The sequence below is a fragment of the Pseudomonas sp. DSP3-2-3 genome, assembly GCF_049898225.1.
GTDB lineage: Bacteria > Pseudomonadota > Gammaproteobacteria > Pseudomonadales > Pseudomonadaceae > Aquipseudomonas.
This window is the reverse complement of sequence record NZ_JAFCXH010000005.1, coordinates 119,531-144,761: the sequence shown is the minus strand read 5'-3', so window position 1 is coordinate 144,761 and position 25,231 is coordinate 119,531. Positions and strand designations below refer to the sequence as shown.

22 protein-coding genes are annotated in these 25,231 nt (G+C 60.4%); 15 read left to right on the top strand and 7 right to left on the bottom strand.

What is annotated here, in order from left to right:
* Nucleotides 1–11: 11 nt before the first annotated feature.
* Nucleotides 12–1,172, bottom strand: a complete 1,161-nt coding sequence (locus tag ACP7E4_RS08005; protein WP_426115095.1) for a DUF1624 domain-containing protein — start codon at nucleotides 1,170–1,172, stop codon at nucleotides 12–14.
* Between the two features lie 352 nt (nucleotides 1,173–1,524).
* The gene (locus tag ACP7E4_RS08000) at nucleotides 1,525–2,280 is read right to left on the bottom strand and encodes an IclR family transcriptional regulator (protein ID WP_426115097.1); all 756 of its coding nucleotides are present in this window, start codon (nucleotides 2,278–2,280) and stop codon (nucleotides 1,525–1,527) included.
* 83 nt (nucleotides 2,281–2,363) lie between these two features.
* Between ACP7E4_RS08000 and ACP7E4_RS07995 the strand changes: the two genes are divergently transcribed.
* Genes ACP7E4_RS07995 through ACP7E4_RS07985 form a run of 3 tightly spaced genes read left to right on the top strand, consistent with a single transcriptional unit; the run spans nucleotide 2,364 to nucleotide 6,332 of the window.
* A complete protein-coding gene (locus ACP7E4_RS07995) occupies nucleotides 2,364–3,893 on the top strand; it encodes an MFS transporter (protein WP_426115099.1) in 1,530 nt (509 codons plus the stop codon).
* Nucleotides 3,890–4,921, top strand: a complete 1,032-nt coding sequence (locus ACP7E4_RS07990) for an HlyD family secretion protein (RefSeq protein ID WP_426115101.1) — start codon at nucleotides 3,890–3,892, stop codon at nucleotides 4,919–4,921. Before ACP7E4_RS07995 ends, ACP7E4_RS07990 begins: the two co-directional genes overlap by 4 nt.
* Before the next feature lies 1 nt (nucleotide 4,922).
* The gene (locus ACP7E4_RS07985) at nucleotides 4,923–6,332 is read left to right on the top strand and encodes an efflux transporter outer membrane subunit (protein WP_426115103.1); all 1,410 of its coding nucleotides are present in this window, start codon (nucleotides 4,923–4,925) and stop codon (nucleotides 6,330–6,332) included.
* Nucleotides 6,333–6,477: 145 nt separating this feature from the next.
* Here ACP7E4_RS07985 and ACP7E4_RS07980 read toward each other — a convergent pair whose 3' ends face one another.
* The 4 genes from ACP7E4_RS07980 to ACP7E4_RS07965 all read right to left on the bottom strand — a co-directional run bounded on the left by ACP7E4_RS07980 (nucleotide 6,478) and on the right by ACP7E4_RS07965 (nucleotide 9,830).
* A complete protein-coding gene (locus ACP7E4_RS07980; RefSeq protein ID WP_020290320.1) occupies nucleotides 6,478–6,879 on the bottom strand; it encodes an ExbD/TolR family protein in 402 nt (133 codons plus the stop codon).
* Between the two features lies 1 nt (nucleotide 6,880).
* Nucleotides 6,881–7,606: a MotA/TolQ/ExbB proton channel family protein gene (locus ACP7E4_RS07975; protein ID WP_426115105.1), complete on the bottom strand. Its 726-nt coding sequence runs from the start codon at nucleotides 7,604–7,606 to the stop codon at nucleotides 6,881–6,883.
* Nucleotides 7,607–7,692: 86 nt separating this feature from the next.
* Complete coding sequence (locus tag ACP7E4_RS07970) at nucleotides 7,693–8,511, bottom strand: energy transducer TonB (protein ID WP_426115107.1); 819 nt, start codon at nucleotides 8,509–8,511, stop codon at nucleotides 7,693–7,695.
* A gap of 272 nt (nucleotides 8,512–8,783) precedes the next feature.
* On the bottom strand, nucleotides 8,784–9,830 hold the full coding sequence (locus ACP7E4_RS07965; RefSeq protein WP_426115109.1) for a LacI family DNA-binding transcriptional regulator: 1,047 nt from the start codon (nucleotides 9,828–9,830) through the stop codon (nucleotides 8,784–8,786).
* 216 nt (nucleotides 9,831–10,046) lie between these two features.
* Between ACP7E4_RS07965 and ACP7E4_RS07960 the strand changes: the two genes are divergently transcribed.
* The 10 genes from ACP7E4_RS07960 (at nucleotide 10,047) to ACP7E4_RS07915 (ending at nucleotide 22,167) form a co-directional block, all read left to right on the top strand.
* The gene (locus tag ACP7E4_RS07960; protein ID WP_426115111.1) at nucleotides 10,047–12,263 is read left to right on the top strand and encodes a TonB-dependent receptor; all 2,217 of its coding nucleotides are present in this window, start codon (nucleotides 10,047–10,049) and stop codon (nucleotides 12,261–12,263) included.
* Between the two features lie 80 nt (nucleotides 12,264–12,343).
* Nucleotides 12,344–13,708, top strand: coding sequence for an LLM class flavin-dependent oxidoreductase (locus ACP7E4_RS07955; protein ID WP_426115113.1), 1,365 nt, complete (start codon nucleotides 12,344–12,346; stop codon nucleotides 13,706–13,708).
* Nucleotides 13,705–14,742 carry an L-glyceraldehyde 3-phosphate reductase gene (gene mgrA / locus ACP7E4_RS07950; protein WP_426115115.1) on the top strand — a complete coding sequence of 346 codons (1,038 nt, stop codon included), beginning with the start codon at nucleotides 13,705–13,707 and terminating at the stop codon, nucleotides 14,740–14,742. The genes ACP7E4_RS07955 and mgrA overlap by 4 nt, the downstream gene beginning before the upstream one ends.
* Before the next feature lie 146 nt (nucleotides 14,743–14,888).
* Nucleotides 14,889–15,827 (top strand): sulfonate ABC transporter substrate-binding protein, encoded by a 939-nt coding sequence (locus tag ACP7E4_RS07945; protein ID WP_426115117.1) that lies wholly within the window; start codon nucleotides 14,889–14,891, stop codon nucleotides 15,825–15,827.
* Nucleotides 15,828–15,971: 144 nt separating this feature from the next.
* A complete protein-coding gene (tauA, locus tag ACP7E4_RS07940; RefSeq protein WP_426115119.1) occupies nucleotides 15,972–16,949 on the top strand; it encodes a taurine ABC transporter substrate-binding protein in 978 nt (325 codons plus the stop codon).
* Nucleotides 16,950–16,975: 26 nt separating this feature from the next.
* The gene (gene tauB, locus ACP7E4_RS07935; RefSeq protein WP_426115121.1) at nucleotides 16,976–17,767 is read left to right on the top strand and encodes a taurine ABC transporter ATP-binding subunit; all 792 of its coding nucleotides are present in this window, start codon (nucleotides 16,976–16,978) and stop codon (nucleotides 17,765–17,767) included.
* Nucleotides 17,764–18,600 (top strand): taurine ABC transporter permease TauC, encoded by an 837-nt coding sequence (tauC, locus tag ACP7E4_RS07930; protein ID WP_426115123.1) that lies wholly within the window; start codon nucleotides 17,764–17,766, stop codon nucleotides 18,598–18,600. Before tauB ends, tauC begins: the two co-directional genes overlap by 4 nt.
* Nucleotides 18,601–18,763: 163 nt before the next feature.
* Complete coding sequence (tauD, locus tag ACP7E4_RS07925) at nucleotides 18,764–19,597, top strand: taurine dioxygenase (RefSeq protein WP_426115125.1); 834 nt, start codon at nucleotides 18,764–18,766, stop codon at nucleotides 19,595–19,597.
* 81 nt (nucleotides 19,598–19,678) lie between these two features.
* On the top strand, nucleotides 19,679–20,911 hold the full coding sequence (locus ACP7E4_RS07920; RefSeq protein WP_426115127.1) for an alpha-hydroxy acid oxidase: 1,233 nt from the start codon (nucleotides 19,679–19,681) through the stop codon (nucleotides 20,909–20,911).
* A 167-nt stretch (nucleotides 20,912–21,078) separates the two neighbouring features.
* Nucleotides 21,079–22,167 (top strand): LLM class flavin-dependent oxidoreductase, encoded by a 1,089-nt coding sequence (locus ACP7E4_RS07915; protein ID WP_426115129.1) that lies wholly within the window; start codon nucleotides 21,079–21,081, stop codon nucleotides 22,165–22,167.
* Nucleotides 22,168–22,430: 263 nt separating this feature from the next.
* Here the strand turns inward: ACP7E4_RS07915 and ACP7E4_RS07910 are convergent, their stop codons facing one another.
* On the bottom strand, nucleotides 22,431–22,646 hold the full coding sequence (locus ACP7E4_RS07910) for a TOBE domain-containing protein (RefSeq protein WP_020290311.1): 216 nt from the start codon (nucleotides 22,644–22,646) through the stop codon (nucleotides 22,431–22,433).
* Between the two features lie 351 nt (nucleotides 22,647–22,997).
* Between ACP7E4_RS07910 and ACP7E4_RS07905 the strand changes: the two genes are divergently transcribed.
* Both ACP7E4_RS07905 and ACP7E4_RS07900 read left to right on the top strand, forming a co-directional pair.
* Entirely contained in the window at nucleotides 22,998–23,984 is a 987-nt protein-coding gene (locus tag ACP7E4_RS07905) for an aliphatic sulfonate ABC transporter substrate-binding protein (RefSeq protein ID WP_426115131.1), read from the top strand.
* A gap of 159 nt (nucleotides 23,985–24,143) precedes the next feature.
* On the top strand, nucleotides 24,144–25,118 hold the full coding sequence (locus ACP7E4_RS07900; RefSeq protein WP_426115133.1) for an aliphatic sulfonate ABC transporter substrate-binding protein: 975 nt from the start codon (nucleotides 24,144–24,146) through the stop codon (nucleotides 25,116–25,118).
* Nucleotides 25,119–25,231: the final 113 nt, after the last annotated feature.

Sequence of the window (25,231 nt, the reverse complement as noted above, 5' to 3'; positions counted from 1 at the left end):
CGACAGGATTGCTAGAAATACTTCAACCAGACGATATCCTTGCGCCGCGCCTTGAAGCTGGCGAAGGCGCGTACGGCGGGGAATAACCCGACCGCCAGCAATACCGAACACAACCACACGGCGCCAACCGAATCAAAGCCGAAGTAATCGCCCTTGTTGGCGCCCCAGATTGCCGTGGCGATCAGGTACAGAATCTTCAGCACATACAGGTGCAGCAAGTAAAAGAACATCGGCGCGGCACCGAACACCAGCAACGGCTTCATCCAGCCGCGCCCGGCGGCACGTTCGAACCAGACCAGCAGCAACAGACCAAGCCCCAGCGTCAGGCTGAGAAATACCAGCGATGGCGGGTATTTGGTGATGTTGAAAAAGCTCATCAGCGTTTGCACGCCGGTCTCGCCGTTGACCCAAGGCTTCTCGCCATAACCATTGATCAGACGCAGCACGAAGAACAGCGCAAGAGCGCCCAATCCGCAGGCGACCAGTTTGCGCTGGCGCTGGCCCGCATCGGCACCCGACGCAAACCACGGTCCAGCGGCGTAACCCAGGGCAATTACCCCGATCCACGGCAGAACCGGGTAGGACGTGCGCAGTCGCAGGCCTTCGAACGGTTGCAGCCAGCCGCGATCATGCAGAATCGCCCAAGGCACATACATTGCCGAATCCTTGCCGAAGTGCAGGGAATCCAGCAGGTTATGCCCGGCAATGATTACCAGTCCCAACGTCACCAGCGCCCAGCGCGGCAAGACGATAAGGACCGCCAGCGCGACCATGCTCAGGCCAATCGCCCAGATGACCTGCAGATAAATCGAGGTCGGCGGAAACTGGAAGGTCCAGGCGAAATTCACCAGGGTGAACTCCAGCACAATCAGGAACAGACCGCGCTTGAACAGGAAGCCGGAAACCCCGGCCTTGTCATGCCGCTCGCCATACAAGAATGCCGACAAGCCGGTGAGGAAAATGAACAGCGGCGCGCATAGATGCGCCAATGTTCGACTCAGGAACAAGTCCGGCGGAGTGCTGGTCACGTCCATCGGGTCGGAAACCTGCAGATGCAGGAGGAAGGTTTCCCGCACGTGATCGAGCAGCATGAACAGGATAATCAGGCCACGCAATGCATCGATGGACTGCAGGCGCGTGGACACCAACGGCTTCGGGATAGGGATCGTCATGGAGCACTCAGGGTCAGGGGATTCATTGCAGCGCCAGCTGGCGGATATCAATAAGACGAAGCGCTGCACGCGATCTTAAGGAAAGACCGATGAATGTTATGTTATATCAATAACATTGACAATGAATCCCCAGGAACCTGGCACCATTGTGTGGGAGCGAGCTTGCTCGCGAATCAGGCGCCTCGGTGCACCAGACAAACCGCGTCATCGTTCTTCGCGGGCAAGCCTCCAACGAGATAGCTGCTGATGCAACCCGATTCAAAAGCCAGCAACTTATTGGCGAGGCATTGGGCCTGCGTAATCCGCAATATCGATTCGTGAACAAGTTCGCTCCGACAGTCCCGGTGTGGGCTCAGTCATTACTGCGCAACCCGCTAAGCAACTCCTCCCGGCATTTGAGCAGTGTAATTTCGATGTTTTCCCGGGCCTGTCTGATTCGCCAGGCCGGTCCTACCACATCAATCGAGTAGTAACCCTGCGGCGTTTGCAGGCTTACCGCGACCGAGGCCACGCCAAGGGTGTGTTCTTCGTTGCCAAAGGCGACGCCGTTGCTGCGCACCTGCTCCAGCTGTTTGAGCAATTCCGGCAAGGTCAGGGTGTTGGGGGTCAGGGGCTTGATTTTTCGCCCGAGCAGCTTGATCACCGCGTCATCGTCCATCGTCGCCAGCAGTGTTTTGCCACCGCCGGTGCCATAAATATTCAAAAAGCCCCCCGGTACCGGGGAAACCCGCAGCGTCTGGCTCGACACCACCGTGTGCAGAATCAACAGCTCCGCTCCGGTAGCGCTGGCCAGCAACGTGGTTTCCCCGGTTTCAGCAGCGAGCGCTTCCAGATACGGCCGGGATCGCTGGACGATATCCACATGGCTGTGGGAAGCCAGACGCATCAAGGCAGGACCGAGGCAAACCCCGCCGCGACCATGAACTTCCAGCAACTCTTCCAGGGCCAGGGCATCCACCAGACGCTGGACAGTCGAGCGGGGCAAACCGCAACGCTTGGCGATTTCTCCCAGGCTCAAGCCCGCCGGCTCCCCTTCCAGACTGCGAAGAATGGCTGCCGCCCGGGAAATGACCTGCACCCCACCGCGATCTGTATCTGAAATTGTCATTATGCGCCTTGCCTTATGTACCACTGGTTGGTACGGTGTACCACATTGTAGGTTTAACTCATATTACCTTAGCAGGATTTTACGTGTCAGCGCCTTCCTCTCCTCCGGTTCCTGCGCCTTTTACCACTCGCCTCGCCCTGGGCCTGGTGGGCGTGCTGATTGCTGCGCTCACGTCCGGCATCAACGATCGGGTCACTGAAATATCCCTGGCCGATATTCTCGGCGTTTATGGCTTGGGCCACGATCAAGGCACCTGGGTCAGTTCGGTCTACGCCGCCGCCGAAGTATCGGCCATGCTGATTGCGCCCTGGTTCGCGGTGACGTTTTCCCTGCGGCGCTTCGCCATCGTCGCGACGTTCGCCTTTACCTTGTTCGGCGCGATCATCCCCTTCGCGCCCAACCTGGAAAGCCTCGTCAGTCTGCGCGTGCTGCAAGGACTCGCAGGCGGTGCTTTGCCGCCATTGCTGATGACCGCCGCCCTGCGATTTCTGCCCTGGCACATCAAGCTTTACGGCCTGTCAGCCTATGCGCTGACCGCCACTTTCGGCCCCAATCTGGCGATGCCGCTGGCGGCTTTATGGGCAGAAGGCGCCGACTGGCGCATGGTGTTCTGGCAAATCATCCCCAGCGGATTGCTCGGCGCGGCCTTGATCGCCTATGGCTTGCCCCAGGACCCGCTGCGTCTGGAGCGTTTCCGTCAGGCGGACTGGCGCGGCATGTTGCTGGGTGTGGCGGGTATTACGATGCTGGTGATTGCCTTGACCCAGGGCGAGCGTCTGGACTGGTTGAACTCATCACTGATCACGACCCTGCTCCTCGGCGCGGCCATTTGCATTCCGCTGTTTCTGCTCAACGAATGGTTTCATCCGCTGCCGCTGTTCAAACTGCAGCTGCTGGAACGTCGCAACTTCGCTTACGGGCTGATTACGCTGGTCCTGTTTTTATTCGTCGCCATGGCCGGCAGCGGCATTCCCGCCTCGTACCTGACGCAGATCCAGGGCTACCGACCGCTGCAAACCATGCCGACGGCGCTGATCATTGCGCTTCCGCAACTGGTGATAGCGCCGCTGGTGGCGCTGATCATCAATCGCAACTGGGTCGATTCGCGCTATGTGATCGCCGCCGGACTGGTGCTGCTGACCGCTGCCTGTCTTGGCGGTTCGTTGATTACCAGCGAGTGGATTCGCGACGACTTTTTCCTGCTGCAGATCCTGCACACCATTGGCCAGCCCCTGGTCGTGGTGCCGTTGCTGATGAATGCCACCAGCGTGATTCAACCCATGGAAGGTCCGTTCGCCTCCGCGATGGTCAATACGATGCGCGGGTTAGCGTCGGTGATGGCGGCCTGCGCACTGGAAAACTTCGTTACTCATCGCGAGCACTTTCATTCCAATGTCCTGCTCGACGGCGTTGCTTCGCGAGTGCAAAGCCTTGACCCGATGCAGACCGCGCAAGCCACCTCGGCCCTGGCGCGACAGGTCCGCGAACAAGCCTACGTATTGAGTTTCAGCGATGCCTTCCTGGCAGTGCTGGCGGTCATCGGCATGCTGCTGGTGATCATGCTGATTCTTCCCAAACGCGCCTATCCACCGCAACCTCCGGTACCGACATGAAACAGCATAGAACCGCCCTCTCTCTGATCGGCATCACGATCGTCGTCTGCGTGGCGTATGTCGGCTATCGCCTGTTAAGCGGCGGGACCGTCCAGCACACCGACGATGCCTATATCCGCGCTGACTCGGTGCTGGTGTCGCCGCGCCTTTCCGGGCAGATCGTCAAGGTTGCCGTCGAAGACAACCAGCTCGTCAAGGCCGGCCAGTTGCTGGCCGAGATCGACAGCGCCGATCTGCTGGCTGCCCAGGCATCGGCGACTGCCAATGTTCAAGCGGCCTCGGCGCAGATCCTCAATCTCAAGGCCAGTATCGAGCGCCAGGCAGCGGTCATTGATCAAGCCGCCGCAACCACCCGCGCAACGTCGGCATCGCTGAAGTTCGCCCAGGAAAATGCCCGACGCTACCTGAACCTGTCCAATGCCGGCGCGGGCACGCAACAGGAACGGCAAAAAGCCGACGCCGAATTGCTCGGCTGGCAAGCGGCTCGCGATCGGGATGAAGCCTCCCGCGTGGCCGCATCGAAAAGCCTGGACGTGCTCAAGGCGCAACTCGAAGTTGCCAGGGCCGCTTTGGCCAAGGATCAGGCGGCGTTGCAGCAGGCGCAGCTGAATTTGTCCTACACCCGGATCACCGCGCCACAGGACGGCATGGTCGGCCAGCGCTCGGTACGGGTCGGCGCCTATGTTTCCCAAGGGCAGGCATTGATGGCCATCGTGCCGTTGCAAGACGCGTTCGTGGTCGCCAACTTTCGCGAAACCCAGCTCGCCCACATGCTGCCGCAGCAGAAGGTCGAGCTGAGCGTTGACAGCTATCCCGATCATGCTTTCACCGGCTACATCGACAGTATCGCCCCGGCCACCGGCCAGTCGTTCTCGTTGATTGCCCCGGATAACGCCACCGGCAACTTCACCAAAGTCACCCAGCGCCTGCCGGTAAAAATCCGCTTCGACGCCAACCAGCCGGACCTGGACAAGTTGCGCATCGGCATGTCGGTGATCGCCCGAATCGACACGGCGCAGGAGCACTGAGATGAAACACAGTCTGCTGTTTCTGGCGATGTTGAGCCTCGGCGCTTGCAGCGTTGGGCCGGACTTTCAGCGCCCCGAGGCTCAGTTGCCGACAACCTGGCAAGCGTCGCCGCACTCCGGCGCAGCGCCAGGCAGCCCCGCTGACAGCCAGTGGTGGCAGCAGTTGGGCGACGCGCAGCTCACCTCGCTGGTGGAGCGTGCCGCGAAGGCCAATCTTGATGTGCGCGGGGCGAGTAATCGTCTTGAGCAGAGCCGCGTGATGCGCCAGGTTACCGGCAGCGAGCAACTGCCTGGCGTCAGCGCCAATGGCAGCTATCGTCGCGCGCGCAACAGCGCCGCTGGCCTGAATGATCCATCCGGGCAAGAGGGCCAGGCGCCGTTCGAGCTGTGGAGCAGCACACTGGACGCCAGCTGGGAAATCGATCTGTGGGGCCATGTGCGGCGCAACATCGAAGCCGCTGATGCCGAAATCCAGCTGACGCAGGCCCAGCGGGACGGTGTGTTGCTGAGCATCGCCGCCGAAACCGCCACCGACTACATCCGCTTGCGCGGCGTGCAGGCAAAACTCGGCGTGGCTCGGCAAAACCTGGAAATCGCCCAGCAAAGTCGCCAGCTGACTCAAGCTCGTTTCGAAAATGGCGTCACCACCAACCTCGATACATCCAATGCCGCCGCGCAAGTCGCGACGATTCAGGCGGTAATCCCGGCCTTGGGTGCCGAGCAGGACCGCTTGATCAATGCACTGAGTTACCTGCTCGCCGAGCCGCCGCGCGCGCTGCATGCCGAATTGATCGAGCCGAAAAGCATTCCCCACCCTGCCCCGGACGTTCCGTTGGGACTGCCTTCGGAACTGGCGCAGCGCCGCCCGGACATCCAGCAGAGCGAAGCTGCCTTGCACCGCGCCACAGCTGCGATTGGCGTGGCGCAGGCCGACTTCTATCCACGGGTCAGCCTCGGTGCGAGCCTGGGTTCGCAAGCACTGGATGGCCCGGATCTGGGGGCCTGGAACTCGCGCCAATGGTCGTTCGGCCCAAGCCTGTACCTGCCGATTTTCCAGGGCGGTCGCCTGACCGGCACCCTGGAACTGCGCAAACAGCAGGAACAGCAAGCCGCCATCGACTATCAACGCGTGGTGCTGGGTGCCTGGCATGAGGTGGATAACGCGGTGACCGACTACGCAGCCGAGAAGCAACGGCACATCGCGTTGCGCGAAGCCGTCAGCCAGAACAACATCGCCCTGAGCACCGCCCGGGACCGCTACACCCAGGGCGCGGCAGACTTTATCAACGTGCTGGGCGTGCAACGCGCGCTGCTGGATACCGAAAGCGCCCTGGTAGACAGCGCCACCGCCGCAGCCATCGACCGGGTCAGGTTGTATCGGGCGTTGGCCGGGGGTTGGCCGCGGGGCTGAGGCACACGATATCGGCCCGTTGGAGCGAGGCTTGCCCGCGAAGGCAATCGTGAAATAGTACGGTGATTGCAAAAAAAAACAGGCTGCCCTCATGCCAAAGGATCAGCCTGTAAAAACGCAGTGTTCTGTGTAGCTGTTCAAGCCATCACTTGGCCGTTATCACCGACAATTTAGTGATGCCTGCCCGCTCAATCGAGGCCATGGCCCGCGCCACTTCGCCGTAATTCACGCCGTCGTCGGCCTGCAACTGCACGCGTACGTCGGGGTTCTTGGCCTTGGCGCTGGCGAGGTTGATCTCCAGCAGATTGGGCTGGATTTCATCCTTGTTGATGAACAGCTTGCCCTGCCCGTCGATGCTCACCACCAGCGGGTCTTTCTGTTCGACCGGCGCGACCGACTCGGTCTTGGGCAGGTTGATCGGTATCGAGTTGGTCAACAGCGGTGCGGTGACGATGAACACCACCAGCAGCACCAGCATCACGTCTACCAGCGGCGTAACGTTGATCTCGCTCAGCACTTCATCGCTGTCCTGGGTGGAAAAGGCCATATCAGGACGCCTCCTTCACTTTCTGCCCGGCAACGGCTGCGCCAGACTTGTTCAACACCGGATGCAGCAGCACGCGGAACGCATTTTTCTGCGCCAGGCTGTAGAAGTCGTGGGCGAAGTCATCGAGGTCGGCAGCGGTCAGTTTCAGGCGGCGCAGGAAGTAGTTGTAAACCAGCACCGCCGGCACAGCGACGGCGATCCCCACGCCAGTGGCGACCAGTGCGGCACCAATGGGACCGGCCACGGTTTCCAGGCTCGCCGAACCCGCCGCGCTGATGCCCTTGAGCGCCGACATGATGCCCCACACCGTACCGAACAGACCGATAAACGGTGAGGTGCTGCCGATACTGGCAAGGATCGCCAGACCGGTTTCCAGCGAGCGGCGCTCCCGCACGATCTGTTGGCGCAAGGCGCGCTCCAGGCGGTCCTGATGATTGATCGCCTGGCTCAGATCGGCGGCGTGCGCACCATCCGGCACCTGAATCGCGGCGTAACCGGCCAAGGCTACGCGGGCGGCGGCACCAGGCTGTTCGTGAGCCAGTTGCGCAGCGGAATCCAGGCTCGATGCGGCCCAGAATTGCTTGTGGAATTTACGATCCTGAACTTTCAGGCGGGTGAATTGCACGCCCTTGAGCAGGGCCAGGCCCCAGGTGGCGACGGAGAAAATCACCAGCAGCCAGATGACCGCGTGCTCGATGGATTCGAAGGGGGAAGCAAGTAGGTTCATGGCGAAACTCTCTCTGAACAAGGCATGTGTGGTGTAGCGATGCGCCTTTGGTTCAGGTAGCTCGCGAATTCAAACGAATAAGGGATCTAGCGGATCTTGAAATCGATGGGCACGCTGACCCAACCGTCCTGGGCGACGTCACCCTGCTTGGCCGGCACAAAACTCCAGCGTTTCACGGCGGCCAGTGCTGCGTCGTCGAGTTGATCGCGTCCGCTGCTTTTCTGAATCTGGATTTCGCCGGGTTTGCCGCTGGCCAATACATGCACTCGCAACAACACCGTGCCTTCCCAGCCGCGCCGCATGGCCAGCGCCGGATATTCCGGGGCCGGGTTTTTCAGGTAACCGGCGCTGGCCGAAGCCGGCGTCACCGGTTTTGGAGCGGGTGGTGCCGGAGGCGCTGGCGCGGCCACCGGTTGTGGCGGTGCGACCGGAACGGGCGGTTGCTCGACAGGTTTGGCGACCGGCTTGGGCACAGGTTTGACCACTGGCTTGGGCTTGGGAAGCGGCTTGGGCGGCGGAGGTTTCACGGCCAGTTCGTCCTCGACTGGCGGTGGCGGCTCCTCAACCACCGGCTGCACGATGGGCTCGGGCGGTGGCGGCGGCGTTTCCACCACTGGGGGTGCCGGCTGGGAAAACTCGATGGTCATCAGCGGGATTTCCGGCGGAACCACGGGCAGCACCGCTGGCGGATGCTGGTTGACCCAGTAAATCACCGCGCCGTGCAGCACAATGGCGAATACCCCGAGCAACACCGCTTCGCGTCGGCTCAGGATCCGTTTCGGCGTGGTGTGCAGGCGTGACAGCGCCAACGGCCCACGATAGATCCGTCCCAGATCGAGCAGCGCGCCACCCGGTGCCGGACGCCACAGCGCTTCATGCGCATTGGCGGTTTGGACATTGCCCATCATTAACTCCTGCAAGTCCTGGAATGAGTTTCACGACACGGCGCAAAGCGAATGGCTCTACGACGGCGCTTGGGGTGAATAATCCACGAGACACGTTATCTCTTAAAAGAATATTTTCGACGATGGTTATGCGGTAATCGCATAAAACGTTTTCGCTTGGATGGATTTGCGGGAGCGAATTCATTCGCGAAAGCACGCGTCTGGCGTCACGAAGCGTGTGCCTGAGTCGACCCCTTCCCGGATAAATCCGGTCCCACTATGCGACCGCCTCATCACGTACTCTCCCGCTCGATCACTTCACACTTGAGCAGATTCATACGCTGCAACTCACCTTCCAGCTCGACCACCTCAAGGCTTTGCAGCAGTCGGGTCGCGGCCAGTACGCCGATCTCCAACGCTGGGGGTTTGATAGTGCTCAGGCTCGGCATGAGCATTTCGGCAAAGGCGTAGTCACCGAAACCCAGCACTGCACAATCCTGAGGAATGCGCAGACCGGCGCGCTGTCCCGCCAGCAACCCGCCAGCCGCGAGATTGTCGTTGGCAAATACGATGGCATCGGGCTTTTCGGCTCGACTCATCAGCTCGTGCATGGCCTGTTTGCCGGCTTCGAACGGTGCGCGATTCGTGTCCGGCGCAAACAGGATCGGCGTCAGACCCAGCTCGATCAACGCAGCGGCGCAGCCGTCACGGCGTTCAAGGGCGCTGAAGTCACCGGCGGCGCTGTTCTGCACGAACGCGATACGTCGATAGCCTTTGCCGTGCAGATACCGCGCAGCCGAGACGCCCACGTCGAAGTGGGAAAAGCCGATCTGCATCGGCGCGCGATCAGGCTGGTAATCCCAGGTTTCAATCAACGGAATATCCGCAGCGGCGAGCATTTTCTCCGTCGCCGGGCTATGGAAATGGCTGGTCACCACCAAAGCCGCAGGCGACCAGCCAAGGAACGCGCGCACCGCGTTTTCTTCCTGTTCGACCGAGAAGTAACTGGACGCCAGCAGCAATTGATAACCATACCGACTGAGGGTGTCGCTAAAACCCTGGATGGTGTCGGCGAAGATCGGCCCAGAGATATTCGGCACCACCATGCCAACGATCCGACCACGGGCCGACGCCAGCCCCCCGGCTACCAGATTCGGCACATAACCCAATTCCGCGACAGCGACAGCGATCTTTTCCCGCTGATCCTCCGACACCTGATCGGGCTGATTGAAGTAGCGCGAGACCGTCATCATCGACACGCCAACGTGGCGGGCGACGGCATCGAGCGTGACCCGTCCGGCATTGCGCCGCTTGCGTGGCGAAGGCTTGCGATCATCCAAGGGAGTGTGCTCCGACCTTACAAAAAGGAATATGGGACTGACTTTTCAGTATTTGACGACATATCAATCTCACACCGATAATTGCGATGTTAGCGCTAACCAAGTGTTTATGTCAGCTACTCGCTTGAGCGAATGCCGCCGCAACACCACAGCACATCATCAGGCGCAGTGGACGCAGAGCCACGGCAGCCGGGGCATTTTCGAGCGAGCACCGACATGCAATACACCTTTGGGGAACGCAACACACCGACACGCCTGACGCAAGCCATCGCCGCCGCAGTGGCATTGACCAGTCTGCCGACGTTGGCAGCAAATGAAACCACGGGCGAAGCGGCAACCTTGCAAGCCGTCACCGTCACCGCAACCCGCCGCGAAGAATCGCTGCAAAAGGTTCCCGTGGCGGTATCGGTCATTGACGGCGAACAGCTGGAGCGCGATAACCGCAACGGCGTTTCCAGCATCGTCCAGCAAGTGCCGAGCCTGAACTTCCGCACCGGCGCGTCGAACAAGGACACGTCGCTGTTCATTCGCGGCGTCGGCACCATTTCCACCTCACCGGGTGTTGAACCCACGGTGGCGACCGTCGTGGACGGCGTGGTGTACGCCCGTCCCGGTCAGGCAACCCTGGACCTGATGGAGCTGGAACGCATTGAAGTGCTGCGCGGGCCGCAAGGCACGTTGTTCGGCAAAAACGCCTCGGCCGGCGTACTCAATGTGATCAGCCAGGCACCGACCGCTGAAACCCACGGTTACATCGATCAGTCGTACTACAGCGGCAACGAAAGCCGCACCCGCTTCGGCATCGGTGGCAGCCTGATTCCTGACACTTTGAAAGCCTCGCTGACCACCTTGTTCGGCAGCTACGACGGCAACGTCGACAACAAGGCCAACGGCCAGGAAGTCAATGGTTACAACCGCAAAGGCGCGCGGGGCAAGCTGGAGTTCACCCCGAACGACGACATCAAGCTGACCGTCATCGCCGACTACATGCAGGCCCACGATGACGCACCCAACGGCGTGATCAGCAAATCCCTGACTCCGGCGTTCGCAGGTGCACTTGCACCGGTGCGGGCCAGCAGTGACAACCGCGACATTCAGAGCGATTACCGCAGTCACGTGGACGATATCAACAAGGGTTTGTCCGCCCAGCTCGACTGGAGCCTGGGCGATTACACCCTGACATCGATCACCGCGTGGCGCGGCTGGAACAACACACAGTGGCAGGATGGCGACCGCCTGGCGACGATAAGTGCCGCGCTCCCCGGCACCGAAGACAAGGGCGAACTGGACTTCAATCAATACTCGCAGGAACTGCGTCTGGCATCGCCAAAAGGACGGTTCCTCGAATACGTTGGCGGTCTGTTTTACATGCACGGCAAGGACGAAGAAACCTATCGTCGCGCGCTGGTCGCACCGACCTCAACCAACGTCGGCGTCGCCGATTACAGCACCACCAGTGACAGCTATTCGGTGTTCGGCGAAACCACGCTGAACTTCACCGAACGCTTTCGCGGTATTGCCGGTTTGCGCTGGACCTACGACGAGCTGGAATACGATCACCGCCGCGTGTCCACATCGGCAACCACGGTCAGCGGCATTCAGCCAGCGACCAGCAGTTCCGGGGCAGTGGATGAAGACGGCTGGTCCGGCCGCCTGGGCGTGCAATACGACCTGACCGACAGCGTCATGACTTACCTCACCTATTCACGAGGCTACAAAGGCCCGGCCTATAACGTGTTCTTCAACATGCAACCCCGGGATACTGACGCCCTCAAACCGGAGACCTCCAACACCTGGGAACTGGGCGTCAAGGCGACGAGCTGGAACAACCGCCTGACCACCAATGTCGCGGTGTTCCATAGCGATTACGACAATTATCAGGCGAACTTCTTCGACACGGTTGCAGGCCAGGTAGTGACGCGGCTGATCAATGCCGGCAGTGTCAGCACTGAAGGCGTCGAAGCGGATTTCGCTCTGCAAGCCACACAGAATCTGAAATTCTCCGGGGCCGTTGCCTACACCAAGGCGCGCATTGACACCTTTGCCTGCCCGGTAGGCGCTGCGGCTTCCTGCAATGTCGATGGCAAGACCCTGCCCTACTCGCCAGACTGGAAGAGCTACGTGCGTGCCGATTACAGCATCCCGCTGGATAACGGCCTCGACATCGAACTGGGTACTGACTACAGCTGGCAAAGCGAAGTGCAGTACGACATCAGCCAGAACCCGGACACTAAACAAGGCGCCTACGGCATCTGGAACGCCAGCGTCGGCCTGGCCGACTACAACAATGGCTGGCGCGTTGCGCTGCTGGCGAAAAACCTCGCCGACAAGTCTTACTCGCCGATGCTGGCGAGCGGCAGCGGCTACATCTACCGCGCCGTACCCCGTGATGACGAACGCTACTTCGGCGTGCAGTTGCGTAAGGATTTCTAAACCGTCACCAGAGATCCTGTAGGAACCGAGCTTGCTCGCGATGGGCGCGGCTCGGTCAATGATTTTGCAAGGAGCCAGCGATGACCAAAACACCCCGCCAACTCAAACTCGGCGCATTCCTGATGGCGACAGGTCATCACGTTGCCGCCTGGCGCCACCCGGATGTTCCGGCCGATGCCAGTCTGGATTTCAAGCATTACAAACATCTGGCACAGGTGGCGGAAGCCGCGAAATTCGACGCGCTGTTTGTCGCCGACAGCGTCGCCGCGCCCACCGGAGCAATGGCCAGCCATATGGCCCGCTCCGATCATTTCGAGCCGTTGACCTTGATGTCGGCCTTGAGCGCCGTGACCGAGCACATCGGCCTGATCTGCACGGCGACCACCAGTTACAACGAGCCTTACCACGTGGCCCGCAAATTCGCCTCGCTGGATCATCTGTCCGGCGGGCGTGCGGGCTGGAATCTGGTGACCTCCGATGCCGCCGCCGAGGCGCAGAACTTCGGTCGCGACGAGCACATTGGCCACAGCGACCGCTACAGCCGCGCCCGGGAATTTCACCAGGTGGTGACCGGTTTGTGGGACAGCTGGGAGGACGATGCGTTTATCCGTAACAAGGCCAGCGGCCAATACTACGACCCGGCGAAGCTGCATGTGCTTGATCATCAGGGTGAACATTTTCGGGTCAAGGGCCCGCTGAACGTCGCGCGTTCACCGCAAGGGCAACCGGTGGTGGTTCAGGCCGGTTCTTCCGAAACCGGCCGCGAACTGGCAGCGGAAACTGCCGAAGTGGTATTCACAGCACAGACTTCACTGGCAACCGCCCAGGCGTTCTACGCCGACCTCAAAGGACGCATGCAGCGTTTCGGCCGGGACCCCGAGGCCGTGAAAATCATGCCGGGGGTGTTCGTGGTGGTGGGTGACAGCGCAGCCCTGGCCCAGGAAAAATTCGAGGAGTTTCAGGCACTGGTGAAACCGCAAGTTGGCGTCGCGCTATTGGGGCGTATGCTGGGTAACTTCGATCTGTCCGGTTACCCACTCGATGAACCACTGCCGCCCTTGCCACTGACCGAAAGTGGTCAGCAAAGCCGCCAGACGCTGCTGACCCAGTTGTCGAAAAATGAGAACCTCAGCCTCGCCCAGCTGGGACGGCGGATTGCCGGAGGCCGAGGTCATCACAGTCTGATCGGCACTGCGAGCCAGATCGCCGATGAGCTGCAAGCCTGGTTCGAACAACGGGCCGCTGACGGATTCAACGTACTGGTGCCGCATCTGCCGGGCGGCCTTGAGGATTTTGCCCGCCACGTTGTTCCCGAACTTCAGCGCCGTGGACTGTTCCGACATGAATACAGCGGCAGCACCTTGCGGGAAAACCTGGGTTTGCAACGACCGCCACATCGCTACCACCCGCAGCCGTCCAACCTGACTCAAGGAGACAAGTCATGACTTACATCGCAGCGGAAAATCGTTACGACATCATTCCGTACCGCCGCACCGGTCGCAGTGGCCTGGTCCTGCCCGCCCTGTCGCTGGGCTTGTGGCACAACTTTGGCGACAGCACGCCCACCGACACGCAACGCGCCATGTTGCGCACGGCGTTCGATCTGGGCATCAATCACTTCGACCTCGCCAACAACTATGGCCCGCCGTATGGCAGCGCCGAGGTCAATTTCGGGCGTTTGTTGCGAGAAGATTTCGCCCGATATCGCGACGAGCTGATCATCTCCACCAAAGCCGGTTGGGACATGTGGCCGGGGCCTTATGGTCAGGGCGGCGGTTCGCGCAAGTACGTGCTGGCCAGCCTCGATCAAAGCCTGCAACGCATGGACCTGGACTACGTGGATATCTTTTATTCACATCGATTCGACCCGCATACGCCGCTGGAAGAAACCGCCAGCGCACTGGCCACGGCGGTGCAGCAAGGCAAGGCGTTGTATATCGGTCTGTCGTCCTATTCCGGCAGCAAAACCCGAGAGATGGCGGCGCTGCTCAAAGAATGGAAAGTACCGCTGTTGATCCATCAACCGGCCTACAACCTGCTCAATCGCTGGATCGAAAAAGACTTGCTGGACGCCACCGAAGAACTCGGCGCGGGCGTGATCGCCTTCACCGCGCTGGCCCAGGGCTTACTCACCGACAAATACCTGAACGGCATTCCCGAGAACGCGCGGATCAATCGTCCCGGCGGTGGCTCGTTGCAGGCGGCACATTTGTCGGAGGAAAACCTTGAGCACGTGCTGGCGCTGAATGACATCGCCAAGCGACGCGGCCAGAGCCTGGCGCAAATGGCCCTGGCCTGGACCCTGCGCGACCCGCGCGTGACCTCGGCGTTGATTGGTGCGAGTCGGCCGGAACAGATCGTCGAGAACGTCGAGGCATTGAAAAATCTCGATTTCAGCCCGCAAGAACTGGCCGAGATCGACCGGTTTGCGGTGGAAGGCGGCATCAACCTCTGGGAAAAACCGTCTTCGGCTGAATGAGGCTGGGAACGAACCCAGTGGGACCGGATTTATCCGGGAAGGCGGCATTTCTGACAACGAAAATACAGTGAATGAACCGGCCTCTTCCCGGATAAATCCGGTCCCACGACGATCCTCATCAATACATAGTTAAATAAAGAGAACAGATGAAACCCATCACCCTATTTTTTGCCGCCTTGATCGGCCTGGCAGCGGCAAACTGCGCCCTGGCCGCCGACCCGCAAACCCTGCGCATCGGCTATCAGAAAGGCTCCATCGCTTTGGTGCTGGCCAAGGAACACGGCCTGCTGGAGAAACGCTTCGCCAGCACTCAGGTGCAATGGATCGAATTTCCGGCCGGCCCGCAAATGCTAGAAGCACTGAATATCGGCGCCCTGGATGTCGGTTCCACCGGGGATATTCCGCCGTTGTTCGCACAGGCCGCCGGGGCAGATCTGGTGTATATCGGCGCCGAACCGGCCAAACCGGCGGCAGAAACCATCCTCGTGCGCCAGGACAGCCCGTTGCACAGCGTTGCAGAGCTGAAAGGCAAGAAGGTCGCCTTTCAGAAAGGCTCAAGCTCCCACAACGTGCTGCTGCGGGCGCTGAACAAGGCTGGCCTGAGCTACAAAGACATTCAGCCGGTCTACCTCACCCCGGCTGACGCCCGCGCCGCTTTCGAGCAAGGCAGCGTCGACGCCTGGGCGATCTGGGATCCTTACGCGTCGCTGGCCCTGAGCGAAGGTCACACGCGGTTGCTGGCCGACGGCGCAGGCCTCGGGCTGTCCGGACCGGTGTACACGGCGCGGCGCGACTACGCCAACAATAACGCGCATTTTATCCACGCGCTGCTGGCCGAGCTGACCGAAGCGGAAGCTCTGACGCGCACCCAGCGTGAACCCAGCCTGCAACTGCTAACCCGCTCCATGGGCTTGCCCGAGGCGGTTATCGCCCGCTACGTCGATAACCGCCCGCCTTCGCCGATCCTGCCCATCGATGAAAAAATCATTGCTGCGCAGCAAGCCACAGCCGATCTGTTCTATCAGAACAAGCTGCTGCCCAAGCAGATCGACATCAGCAAGGCGGTATGGAACAAGCCGGAATAACGGGCCAGACCGGCTGTTGCACGCCGGAATGAGTCAGCAGATTCGCTCATAAGCTAATGCGAATAAGTTATTTATTTACAATTTCTTAGATCATTTAGTCTCTGTTTCAGCCAGTCCTCGGCCCGCCTGATTCGGAGCTTCATGATGAAACTGCACTTTTCTACTCGCCTTCTGGTGGTCCTGTCATTGACTGGCGCTTCATATCTGGCTCAGGCGGCGGACTTCACGGTCGCCTACCAGACTACGGTCGACCCGGCCAAAGTCGCCCAGGCCGACAACGCTTATGAAAAAGCCACTGACTCAAAAATTGCCTGGCGCAAGTTCGAGAATGGCGCGGATGTGATTACCGCCATTGCGTCGGGCGACGTGCAAATTGGCTACCTCGGCTCCAGCCCGCTGACCGCCGCTGCAACCCGCAAGCTGCCGGTTGAAACCTTTTTGATCGCGACCCAGATCGGCGCTGCTGAAGCGTTGGTCGCTCGCAACGGTTCGGGGATCAATGCGCCACAAGACCTGATCGGCAAGAAAATCGCCGTGCCATTCGTTTCGACCGGTCATTACAGCCTGCTGGCAGCGCTCAAGTATTGGAAGATCGATCCGGCGAAAGTCACCATTCTCAACCTCGCACCGCCCGCGATTGCCGCCGCCTGGAAACGTGGCGATATCGACGCGACCTACGTCTGGGACCCAGCCTTGGGCGTCGCCAAGGAAACCGGCAAAGTGCTGATCACCTCCGGCGAACTGGCCAAAGTCGGCGCACCGACGTTCGACGCCTGGATCGTGCGCAAGGATTTCGCCGACAAGCACCCGGAAATCGTCAAGGCCTTCGCCAAGGTCACGCTGGACGCCTACGCCAGTTACCGCAAAGACCCGGCCGCCTGGCTGGCGAACAGCAGTAACGTCGACAAGGTCGTGAATCTGTCCGGTGCCAAGGCTGCGGATGTGCCCGCGCTGCTGCAAGGCAATGTGTATCCACTGGCTGCAGATCAAGCCGCACTGCTCGGCGCGCCGACCATTGAAGCGGTGACCAAAACTGCGGTGTTCCTCAAGGAACAAGGCAAGGTCGACGCGGTATTGGCCGACTACGCCCCCTACGTCAGCGCCAAATTCGTCACCCAGTAAGCCAAGCCATTACAGGAGAATCAACGATGGCCTTGCTCAAACTGGAGCGTATCAGCGCACAGTATCCCGGTGCGACCGAGCCGGTGCTGGCGGACATTTCCCTGAGTCTGGGGCCGCAACAGTTGCTGGTAGCGCTCGGCCCTTCGGGCAGCGGCAAGACCTCGTTGCTCAACCTGATCGCCGGTTTCGTCAGCCCCAGCGCCGGCCAGATCACGCTGGACGGCGTTGCGGTCAACGGCCCGAGCGCCGAACGCGGCGTGGTCTTTCAGGACGATGCGTTGTTGCCCTGGCAAGACGTGCTGACCAACGTTGCCTTCGGCCTGGAGCTGGCGGGCGTGCCGCGCACCGAGCGCGAAGCGAAGGCGCGGGAAATGCTGGCGTTGGTCGATCTTGCCGGGTTTGACCAGCGGCGCATCTGGCAGCTGTCCGGCGGCCAGAAACAACGCGTCGGACTGGCGCGGGCATTGGCGGCGGATCCTCGGGTTCTGCTGATGGATGAACCTTTCGGCGCGCTGGACGCCTTCACCCGGGAACAGATGCAGGAGTTGCTGCTGCAAGTCTGGCAACGTACCGCCAAACCCGTGTTCCTGATTACCCACGACATCGAAGAAGCGGTGTTCCTCGCCACCGACCTGATCCTGCTGGCGCCCAACCCCGGACACATCGCCGAGCGCCTGCACCTGGATTTCGGCCAGCGGTATGCGGCGGGCGAATCGGCGCGGGCGATCAAATCCGATCCGCGCTTTATCGACACCCGCGAACATGTGCTGGCCAGTGTGTTCTCCCAACGGGGCATCACTCGGGAGCAACGCACATGAAGAGCTATGAATTGAGCAACCCTGCCCGCAAAGCTGCCGAGCCCGCTGGCGCTGCTCTGCCCTGGCAACTGAGCACCCGCTCGATCAGCGTGCTGACCTTGATCGCGTTGCTGACTGCCTGGTGGGCCGCCACTGCGGGTCAATGGATCGACCCATTGTTTCTGCCGCCGCCTTCCGCCGTGCTGGAAAAAGGCTGGCTGCTGATGACCAAAGGCTACATGGACTCGACGCTCTGGCAGCACTTGGGTGCCAGCCTGCAACGCATCGGCCTGGCATTGGTGATTGCGGTTTTGACGGCGATTCCGGTCGGCATCGCTATCGGCCATAACCGCATCGCCCGAGGGATTTTCGACCCGTTGATCGAGTTCTACCGACCGATTCCGCCCCTCGCCTATCTGCCCTTGATCGTGATCTGGTGCGGCATTGGCGAGTTTTCCAAAGTGTTGCTGATTTACCTGGCGATCTTCGCCCCTATTGCGATTTCCACCGCCACCGGCGTCCGCACCGTGGACCCGACCAAACTGCGCGCCGCGCAATCCCTTGGGGCGACGCGCTGGCAACTGATTCGCCACGTCATCCTGCCCAGCGCGCTGCCGGAAATCCTCACCGGTGTGCGAATCGGCCTGGGTGTTGGCTGGTCGACGCTGGTGGCAGCCGAACTGATCGCCGCCACCAGCGGGCTGGGCTTCATGGTGCAATCGGCGGCGCAATTTCTAGTCACTGATGTGGTGGTGCTGGGCATCCTGGTCATCGCCCTGATCGCCTTCGCCATGGAAATGGGCCTGCGCGCCCTGCAACGCAAGCTGGTGCCGTGGCATGGGCAGAGTCATTGATTGCAACGGGCGATCAGGCGAATCCACCTCTGAATTGAAACGCTATTCAACCGTGGGACCGGATTCATCCGGGAAGAGGCCGGCACTCGCGCCCAATTTCGCTGGGCAGAACGACGCCTTCCCGGATAAATCCGGTCCCACACAGAAAATCTGAGTTCCAACTATGACCCTGCACATCTCCCCCATCACCCCGGCCCTCGGCGCGCAGATCAGTGGCGTCGACCTGAGCCAGGAACTGAGCACCGACCAGCGCAACGCCATCGAGCAGGCATTGCTTGATCATCAGGTGTTGTTCTTCCGCGATCAGCCGCTGACGCCACGGCAGCATGCGGCCTTTGCCGCCCGATTCGGCGAGCTGCATATTCATCCGATTTACCCGAATGTGCCGGAACAGCCCGAAGTGTTGATCCTCGACACAGCGGTAACTGACGTGCGCGACAACGCCGTCTGGCACACCGACGTGACGTTCCTGCCGACTCCGGCGCTGGGCGCGGTGCTCAGCGCCCGACAGTTGCCGGACTATGGCGGCGATACCTTGTGGGCCAGCGGCATCGCGGCTTACGAAGCGCTGTCCAAACCGTTGCAGACGCTGTTGCAGGGTTTGACCGCGACTCATGATTTCACGCGCTCCTTCCCGCTGGAGCGCTTCGGCACCAACGCTGAGGACATCGCGCGCTGGGAGGCCACGCGCCGCCAATATCCGCCGCTTTCCCATCCGGTGATTCGCACGCATCCGGTCAGCGGGCGCAAATCGCTGTTCGTCAACGAAGGCTTCACCACCCGCATCAACGAACTGAGCGACACGGAAAGCACCGCAATCCTGGCGCTGCTGTTCAGCCACGCCACGCGCCCGGAATTTACCTTGCGCTGGTGCTGGCAGGTCAATGACATAGCGTTCTGGGACAACCGTGTGACCCAGCATTACGCGGTGGACGACTACCGCCCGCAGCGGCGAGTCATGCATCGCGCGACTATTCTGGGCGATGTCCCGATCTGAACAGACTCAGATCGACACCTGACACCCCACTGCAATCGCACCCGCCAAAGAATCCTTCTCTTGATCAATGACGAGAACCGCATGCAATTGTCCCCCACAGTGGAAGTACAACAGCGCTCCAGACCCACCGCCGCCAGCGCTCGACGATTGAAATCCGTGTTGCGCCTGGATGACTTCGAAGCCGCTGCTGAAAAACATCTGCCGCGGCCCATCTTTGGCTATGTGGCGGGCGCGGCCGAAGACAATCAGTCGCTGGCCTGGAACCGCGAGGCGTTCAAGGACTATGCGTTCGTTACCCGCTCGCTGGTGGACATTTCCCGACGCAGCCAGACCACGGAGCTGTTTGGCCAGTCGTTCAGCTCGCCCTTCGGTATCGCACCGATGGGCATCAGCGCGCTGTATGCCTATCGCGGCGACCTGATCCTGACCCAGGCCGCCGCCGCAGCGAACATCCCGATGATCATGAGCGGATCGTCCTTGATCCCGCTTGAGGACGTCGTCAAAGCCAATCCGCAGGCCTGGTTCCAGGCTTATCTGCCGGGCGACGAGGCGAATATCATCGCGCTGGTGCAGCGTGCGCAAACGGCGGGTTTCAAAACCCTGGTGATTACCGTCGACACACCGGTCCAGGCCAATCGCGAGAACAACGTGCGCGCCGGTTTCTCCACGCCGTTGCGGCCCGGTATTCGGCTGGCCTGGGATGGCATCACCCATCCGAAATGGCTGTTCGGCACGTTCCTGAAGACACTGCTCAAGCACGGCATGCCGCATTTCGAGAACAACTACGCACACCGTGGCCCGCCGATCATGTCCTCGACCGTTGGCCGGACCTTTGCCAATCGCGGCCATCTGAGCTGGGCGCATCTGCAGCTGGTTCGCAGCCTTTGGCCGGGCACGCTGGTGATCAAGGGGATTCTGCATAAAGACGATGCGATCAAAGCCTGCGAGCACGGCGCCGACGGGATCATCGTCTCCAACCATGGCGGCCGACAACTGGACGGCGCGGTCGCCCCGCTGCATGTCTTGCCCGGCATCGTGAAGGCCTGCCCGAATATTCCGGTGATGCTCGACAGCGGCGTCCGGCGCGGCACCGATGTGCTCAAGGCACTGGCGCTGGGCGCACGCTTTGTCTTTGTTGGTCGTCCGTTCGCCTTTGCCGGTGCCGTGGCCGGCCAGGAAGGGATTGCCCACGCCATTGACCTGCTCGCCAACGAAGTGTCTCGGGACATGGCCATGCTTGGCGTGTGCTCTGTAGCCGAGGTGGGCCCGGCGCAGCTGCTGCGCAAACCGCAATCGGGCTTCGCTGCACTATAAACGACGATCATAAAATGCGGATTTTTTATAATTACCTTAGAAGATAATAGAATTTCACACCAAGCCCTCATGTCCATATGTTGTAGCCATGGATTCGGACGCTCAGGTTTTTCATCGTCCGGACGCTGCCTTGAACCCCATTCATGAACCTGTAAGGAACGTTCTTCATGACCATCGAATTCATCGGCTACATCGCTACCCAACCGGGATCGGAGATTCACCCGCGCAGCGGCCCGACCATCCAGCCCGAATATGTCGCCAAGGTTGCCAAGGCTCACGAAGACGCCGGTTTCGACCGTGCGTTGGTGGCTTACCACTCCAATAGTCCGGACAGCGCATTTGTTGCGGCACATGCCTCCAGCGTCACCACCAAACTCAAGTTTCTGATCGCCCACCGTCCCGGCTTCATCTCGCCGACCGTGGCTGCCCGGCAGTTCGCGACCCTGGACGTATTCAACGGCGGCCGCACCGCGATTCACATCATTACCGGCGGCGATGACAAAGAACTGCGTGCCGACGGCAGTCACATCGGCAAGGACGAACGTTACGCGCGTACTGATGAATATCTGGGCATCGTGCGTCAGGAATGGACCAGCGAAAAACCTTTCGATCATCAAGGCGAGTACTACCAGTTCGAAGGCGCGCATTCGCTGGTGAAATCTCCGCAACAGCCGCATATCCCGGTGTATTTCGGCGGTTCATCGCCTGCCGCCATCGCCGTGGCCGGCAAGCATGCCGACGTGTATGCGCTGTGGGGCGAGACTTACGATCAGGTGCGTTCGGTCGTCAAGCAAGTGCGTGATGAGGCGGCCAAACACGGGCGTACCGTGCGTTTCAGCCTGTCGCTGCGGCCGATCCTGGCCGACACCGAAGAACAAGCCTGGGCCCGTGCCGACAGCATTTTGCAGAAAGCCACGGCCATCGCGCAGGCCAATGGTTTCGTGCGCCGCGAACCGCCCAACGAAGGCTCACGCCGCCTGCTCGCTGCCGCCGCGCAAGGCTCGCGTCTGGACAAACGCCTGTGGACCGGCATCGCTGGCCTGCTGGGTGCGCAAGGTAACTCGACTTCCCTGGTGGGCACGCCGGAACAAGTGGCCGAGGCTTTGCTCGACTATTACGACCTGGGCATCACCACCTTCCTGATTCGTGGTTTTGACCCACTGGACGACGCCATAGACTATGGCAAGAAACTCATCCCGCTGACCCGCGAACTGGTTGCTCAGCGCGAGCGCGAGGCGCAAGAACGGGTGGCTTGATCACAGCACAAACAAAAAGAGCGGCTAAGGCCGCTCTCTTTATTTGTAAATAGAGGTTCGTTGGAGATTCTCTGATCAGAGATAGCTGGCTATCCGGCGCAAGGGCTTTTGTGGGAGAGGACTTGTCCTCGAAAGCCCGCCCAGACGACCCTGATCCGCCTGCCCCACATGCAGCGCTGCATAACGGCCATCGAGGACAAGTCCTCTCCCACAGAGAAATGGCCTAACCCTGGATTGTGCTGTCGCCCTCCAACCGCCGGGGCTCAGAGCTTGGCAATTGACACTTCAGTGGATTTGACGAAGGCAATGACTTCGCTGCCGATCTTCAATTCAAGGTCATGCACGGAACGGGTGGTGATGACCGAAGTGACGATGCCCGACGCGGTTTGCACGTCGATTTCCGAAACCACCTGGCCTTCGACGATGGCGCTGATGACACCTTTGAACTGGTTGCGAACGTTGATTGCCTTGATGGTCATGTGATTCTTCCTTCGGGAATTGACTGGATGTTGCACATAAGGTGCGCGAGCTCATCGACATCTACAAGGAATGAATAACTATGTTTTTATTCCTAAAATGCATATATAAATTTGTTAGGCAATCCGCCGAGTGTTCACCCAGCAACAGCAGCGCAACAGATTGCCTCACCAGCACACAGCTCACCCCCGCCCATCGGCTGCTCGCTCGTTGAAACCGTTGCCCTCCAGCATGTGGCACAGAGCCTGCATTATTCCATTTATGCAGGCAATGCAGCTACTCACTGCGAATTTCCGAATAAGAAAACAACGTTATCGCCCTTGCCTGGCTTGCATCCACGAGAGAACCATCCGATGAAAAATCCCATTCGATTTCCGTTCCCCGGCGCCCGCTACCTGTTGAGTGCCTGCGCGCTTGCCATCGGCTTGCAATCCTGGGCTCTGGCAGCCGAAAGCACGCCCGCTGAGGTCCATCTCGATTACGCCTATTACTCGCCAGTGAGTCTGGTGCTCAAGCACTTCGGCTGGCTGGAGCAGGCATTGCCGCAAACCAGGGTTGGCTGGGTATTGAGTCAGGGCAGCAACCGCTCGCTGGAATACCTGAACAGTGGCGGCGTCGACTTTGCTTCGTCAGCAAGCCTGGCCGCAGTGTTGAACCGCGCCAACGGCAGCCCGATCAAGTCGGTGTATGTCTACAGTCGCGCGGAATGGACCGCTTTGGTGGTCCGCAAGGATTCGCCGTACAAAACCGTGGCCGATCTGAAGGGCAAGAAAATCGCCGCCACCAAGGGCACCGATCCTTACCTGTTTACCCTGCGCAGCCTGCAAAAGGCCGGCTTGAGCAAGGATGACGTCGAGCTAGTGCACCTGCAGCATCCGGATGGCCGCACTGCGCTGGAAAAAGGCGATGTCGACGCCTGGGCCGGGCTTGATCCGCATATGGCCGCGAGTCAGGTGCAGGCCGGTTCGCGCTTGCTGTATCGCAACACCGACTTCAACAGCTATGGCGTGGTCAGCGTCACCGAGAAATATGCCCAGGAGCACCCGAAAACTATCGAGACCGTATTGAGCGCCTACGAAAAGGCCCGGGAATGGTCGGTCAAGCATCCCGATGAACTGGCACAGTTGCTCGCCACCGAATCAGGGCTGCTGCTGGTCACTCATGACGTTGATGAAGCGTTGTACCTGAGTGATCGCGTGCTGGTGATGGGCAATCGGCCGAGCAGCATCCGCGAGGAATTGCCGGTCGATTTGCCCCATCCACGGGACCGCCGCGACCCGCTGCTGGCAAGCCTGAAAGCCGCCGCGCTGACCCAGTTGCAGCATGCACATGTGATTTGAAACCGAATCCCGTTGGAGCGAGCGGGCGGCGTTCCGACTTGCCCGCGAACCAGGCGCCTCAGTGGTCCAGATCCACCGCGCTATCGTTTTTCGCGGGCAAGCCTCGCTCCAAAAAAAATCCATTTGCAACCTTACCTCTAACCCACACCCGAGTACGCCATGTCCAGACCCATCCAGAAAAGTCGCTCCATTCTTCGCCGGCCGCTGTTGGCCGGTCTTGCCGTTGCCGTGGCCTGGTCGTTGATGTTGCCCGCCCAGGCTCAGGAAACCCTGCGCATCGGTTATCAAAAATCATCGACGCTGATTACCATTCTGAAGACCCAGGGCACGCTGGAAAAAACCCTGGCCAAGGAAAATATCGCCGTGAGCTGGCATGAGTTCCCGAGTGGTTTGCCACTGCTGGAATCCCTGAATATCGGCAACGTCGACATCAGCGCCGACGTAGCCGATACCGTGCCGATCTTCGCCCAGGCAGCGCAGGCCAAACTGACGTACTTCGCTGAAGAAACCCCGTCGCCTTCCGCCCAGGCGATTGTCGTGCACAAGGATTCGCCGCTGCAGCAGCTCGCAGACCTCAAAGGCAAGAAAGTCGCGGTGACCAAGGCTGCTGGCAGCCACTATCTGCTGATTGCCGCGCTGCAAAAGGCTGGCTTGAAATTCTCCGATATCCAGCCGGCGTACCTGACACCCGCCGATGGCCGCGCAGCTTTCGAGAACAACAAGGTTGATGCCTGGGTGACCTGGGAACCCTTCCTGACCAGCGTGCAGCGTCAATTACCGACGCGCACGCTGGCTGATGGCAAGGGCCTGGCGACGTACAAGCGCTATTACTTGACCAGCACCAGTTACGCCAAAGCGCATCCGCAAGTACTGAAACTGGTCTATGCGCAACTGCAACAAGCCGGTAGTTGGGTGAAGAATAATCCACATGATGCGGCACAGTTGCTCGGCCCGCTGTGGGGCAATCTGGATGCAGAAACCGTAGAGATCGCCAACCAGCATCGCAGCTACGATGTGCAACCGGTCAAGGCCGGGCAACTGGGCGAGCAACAGAAAATCGCCGACGCATTCTTTGCCGCCGGCCTGCTGCCCAAGGCAGTTGATGCAAAGGATGTGGAGATCTGGAGGCCTTGATTAAAGGTGTATGACGTTCTGGCGCAGCCGCTCACCCGACTGCGCCGTAGTGAATCAGCGAACGCTGGCAAACCGGCGCGGGTGCTCCTGAACAGGCTGCGCGGTTTCAACCG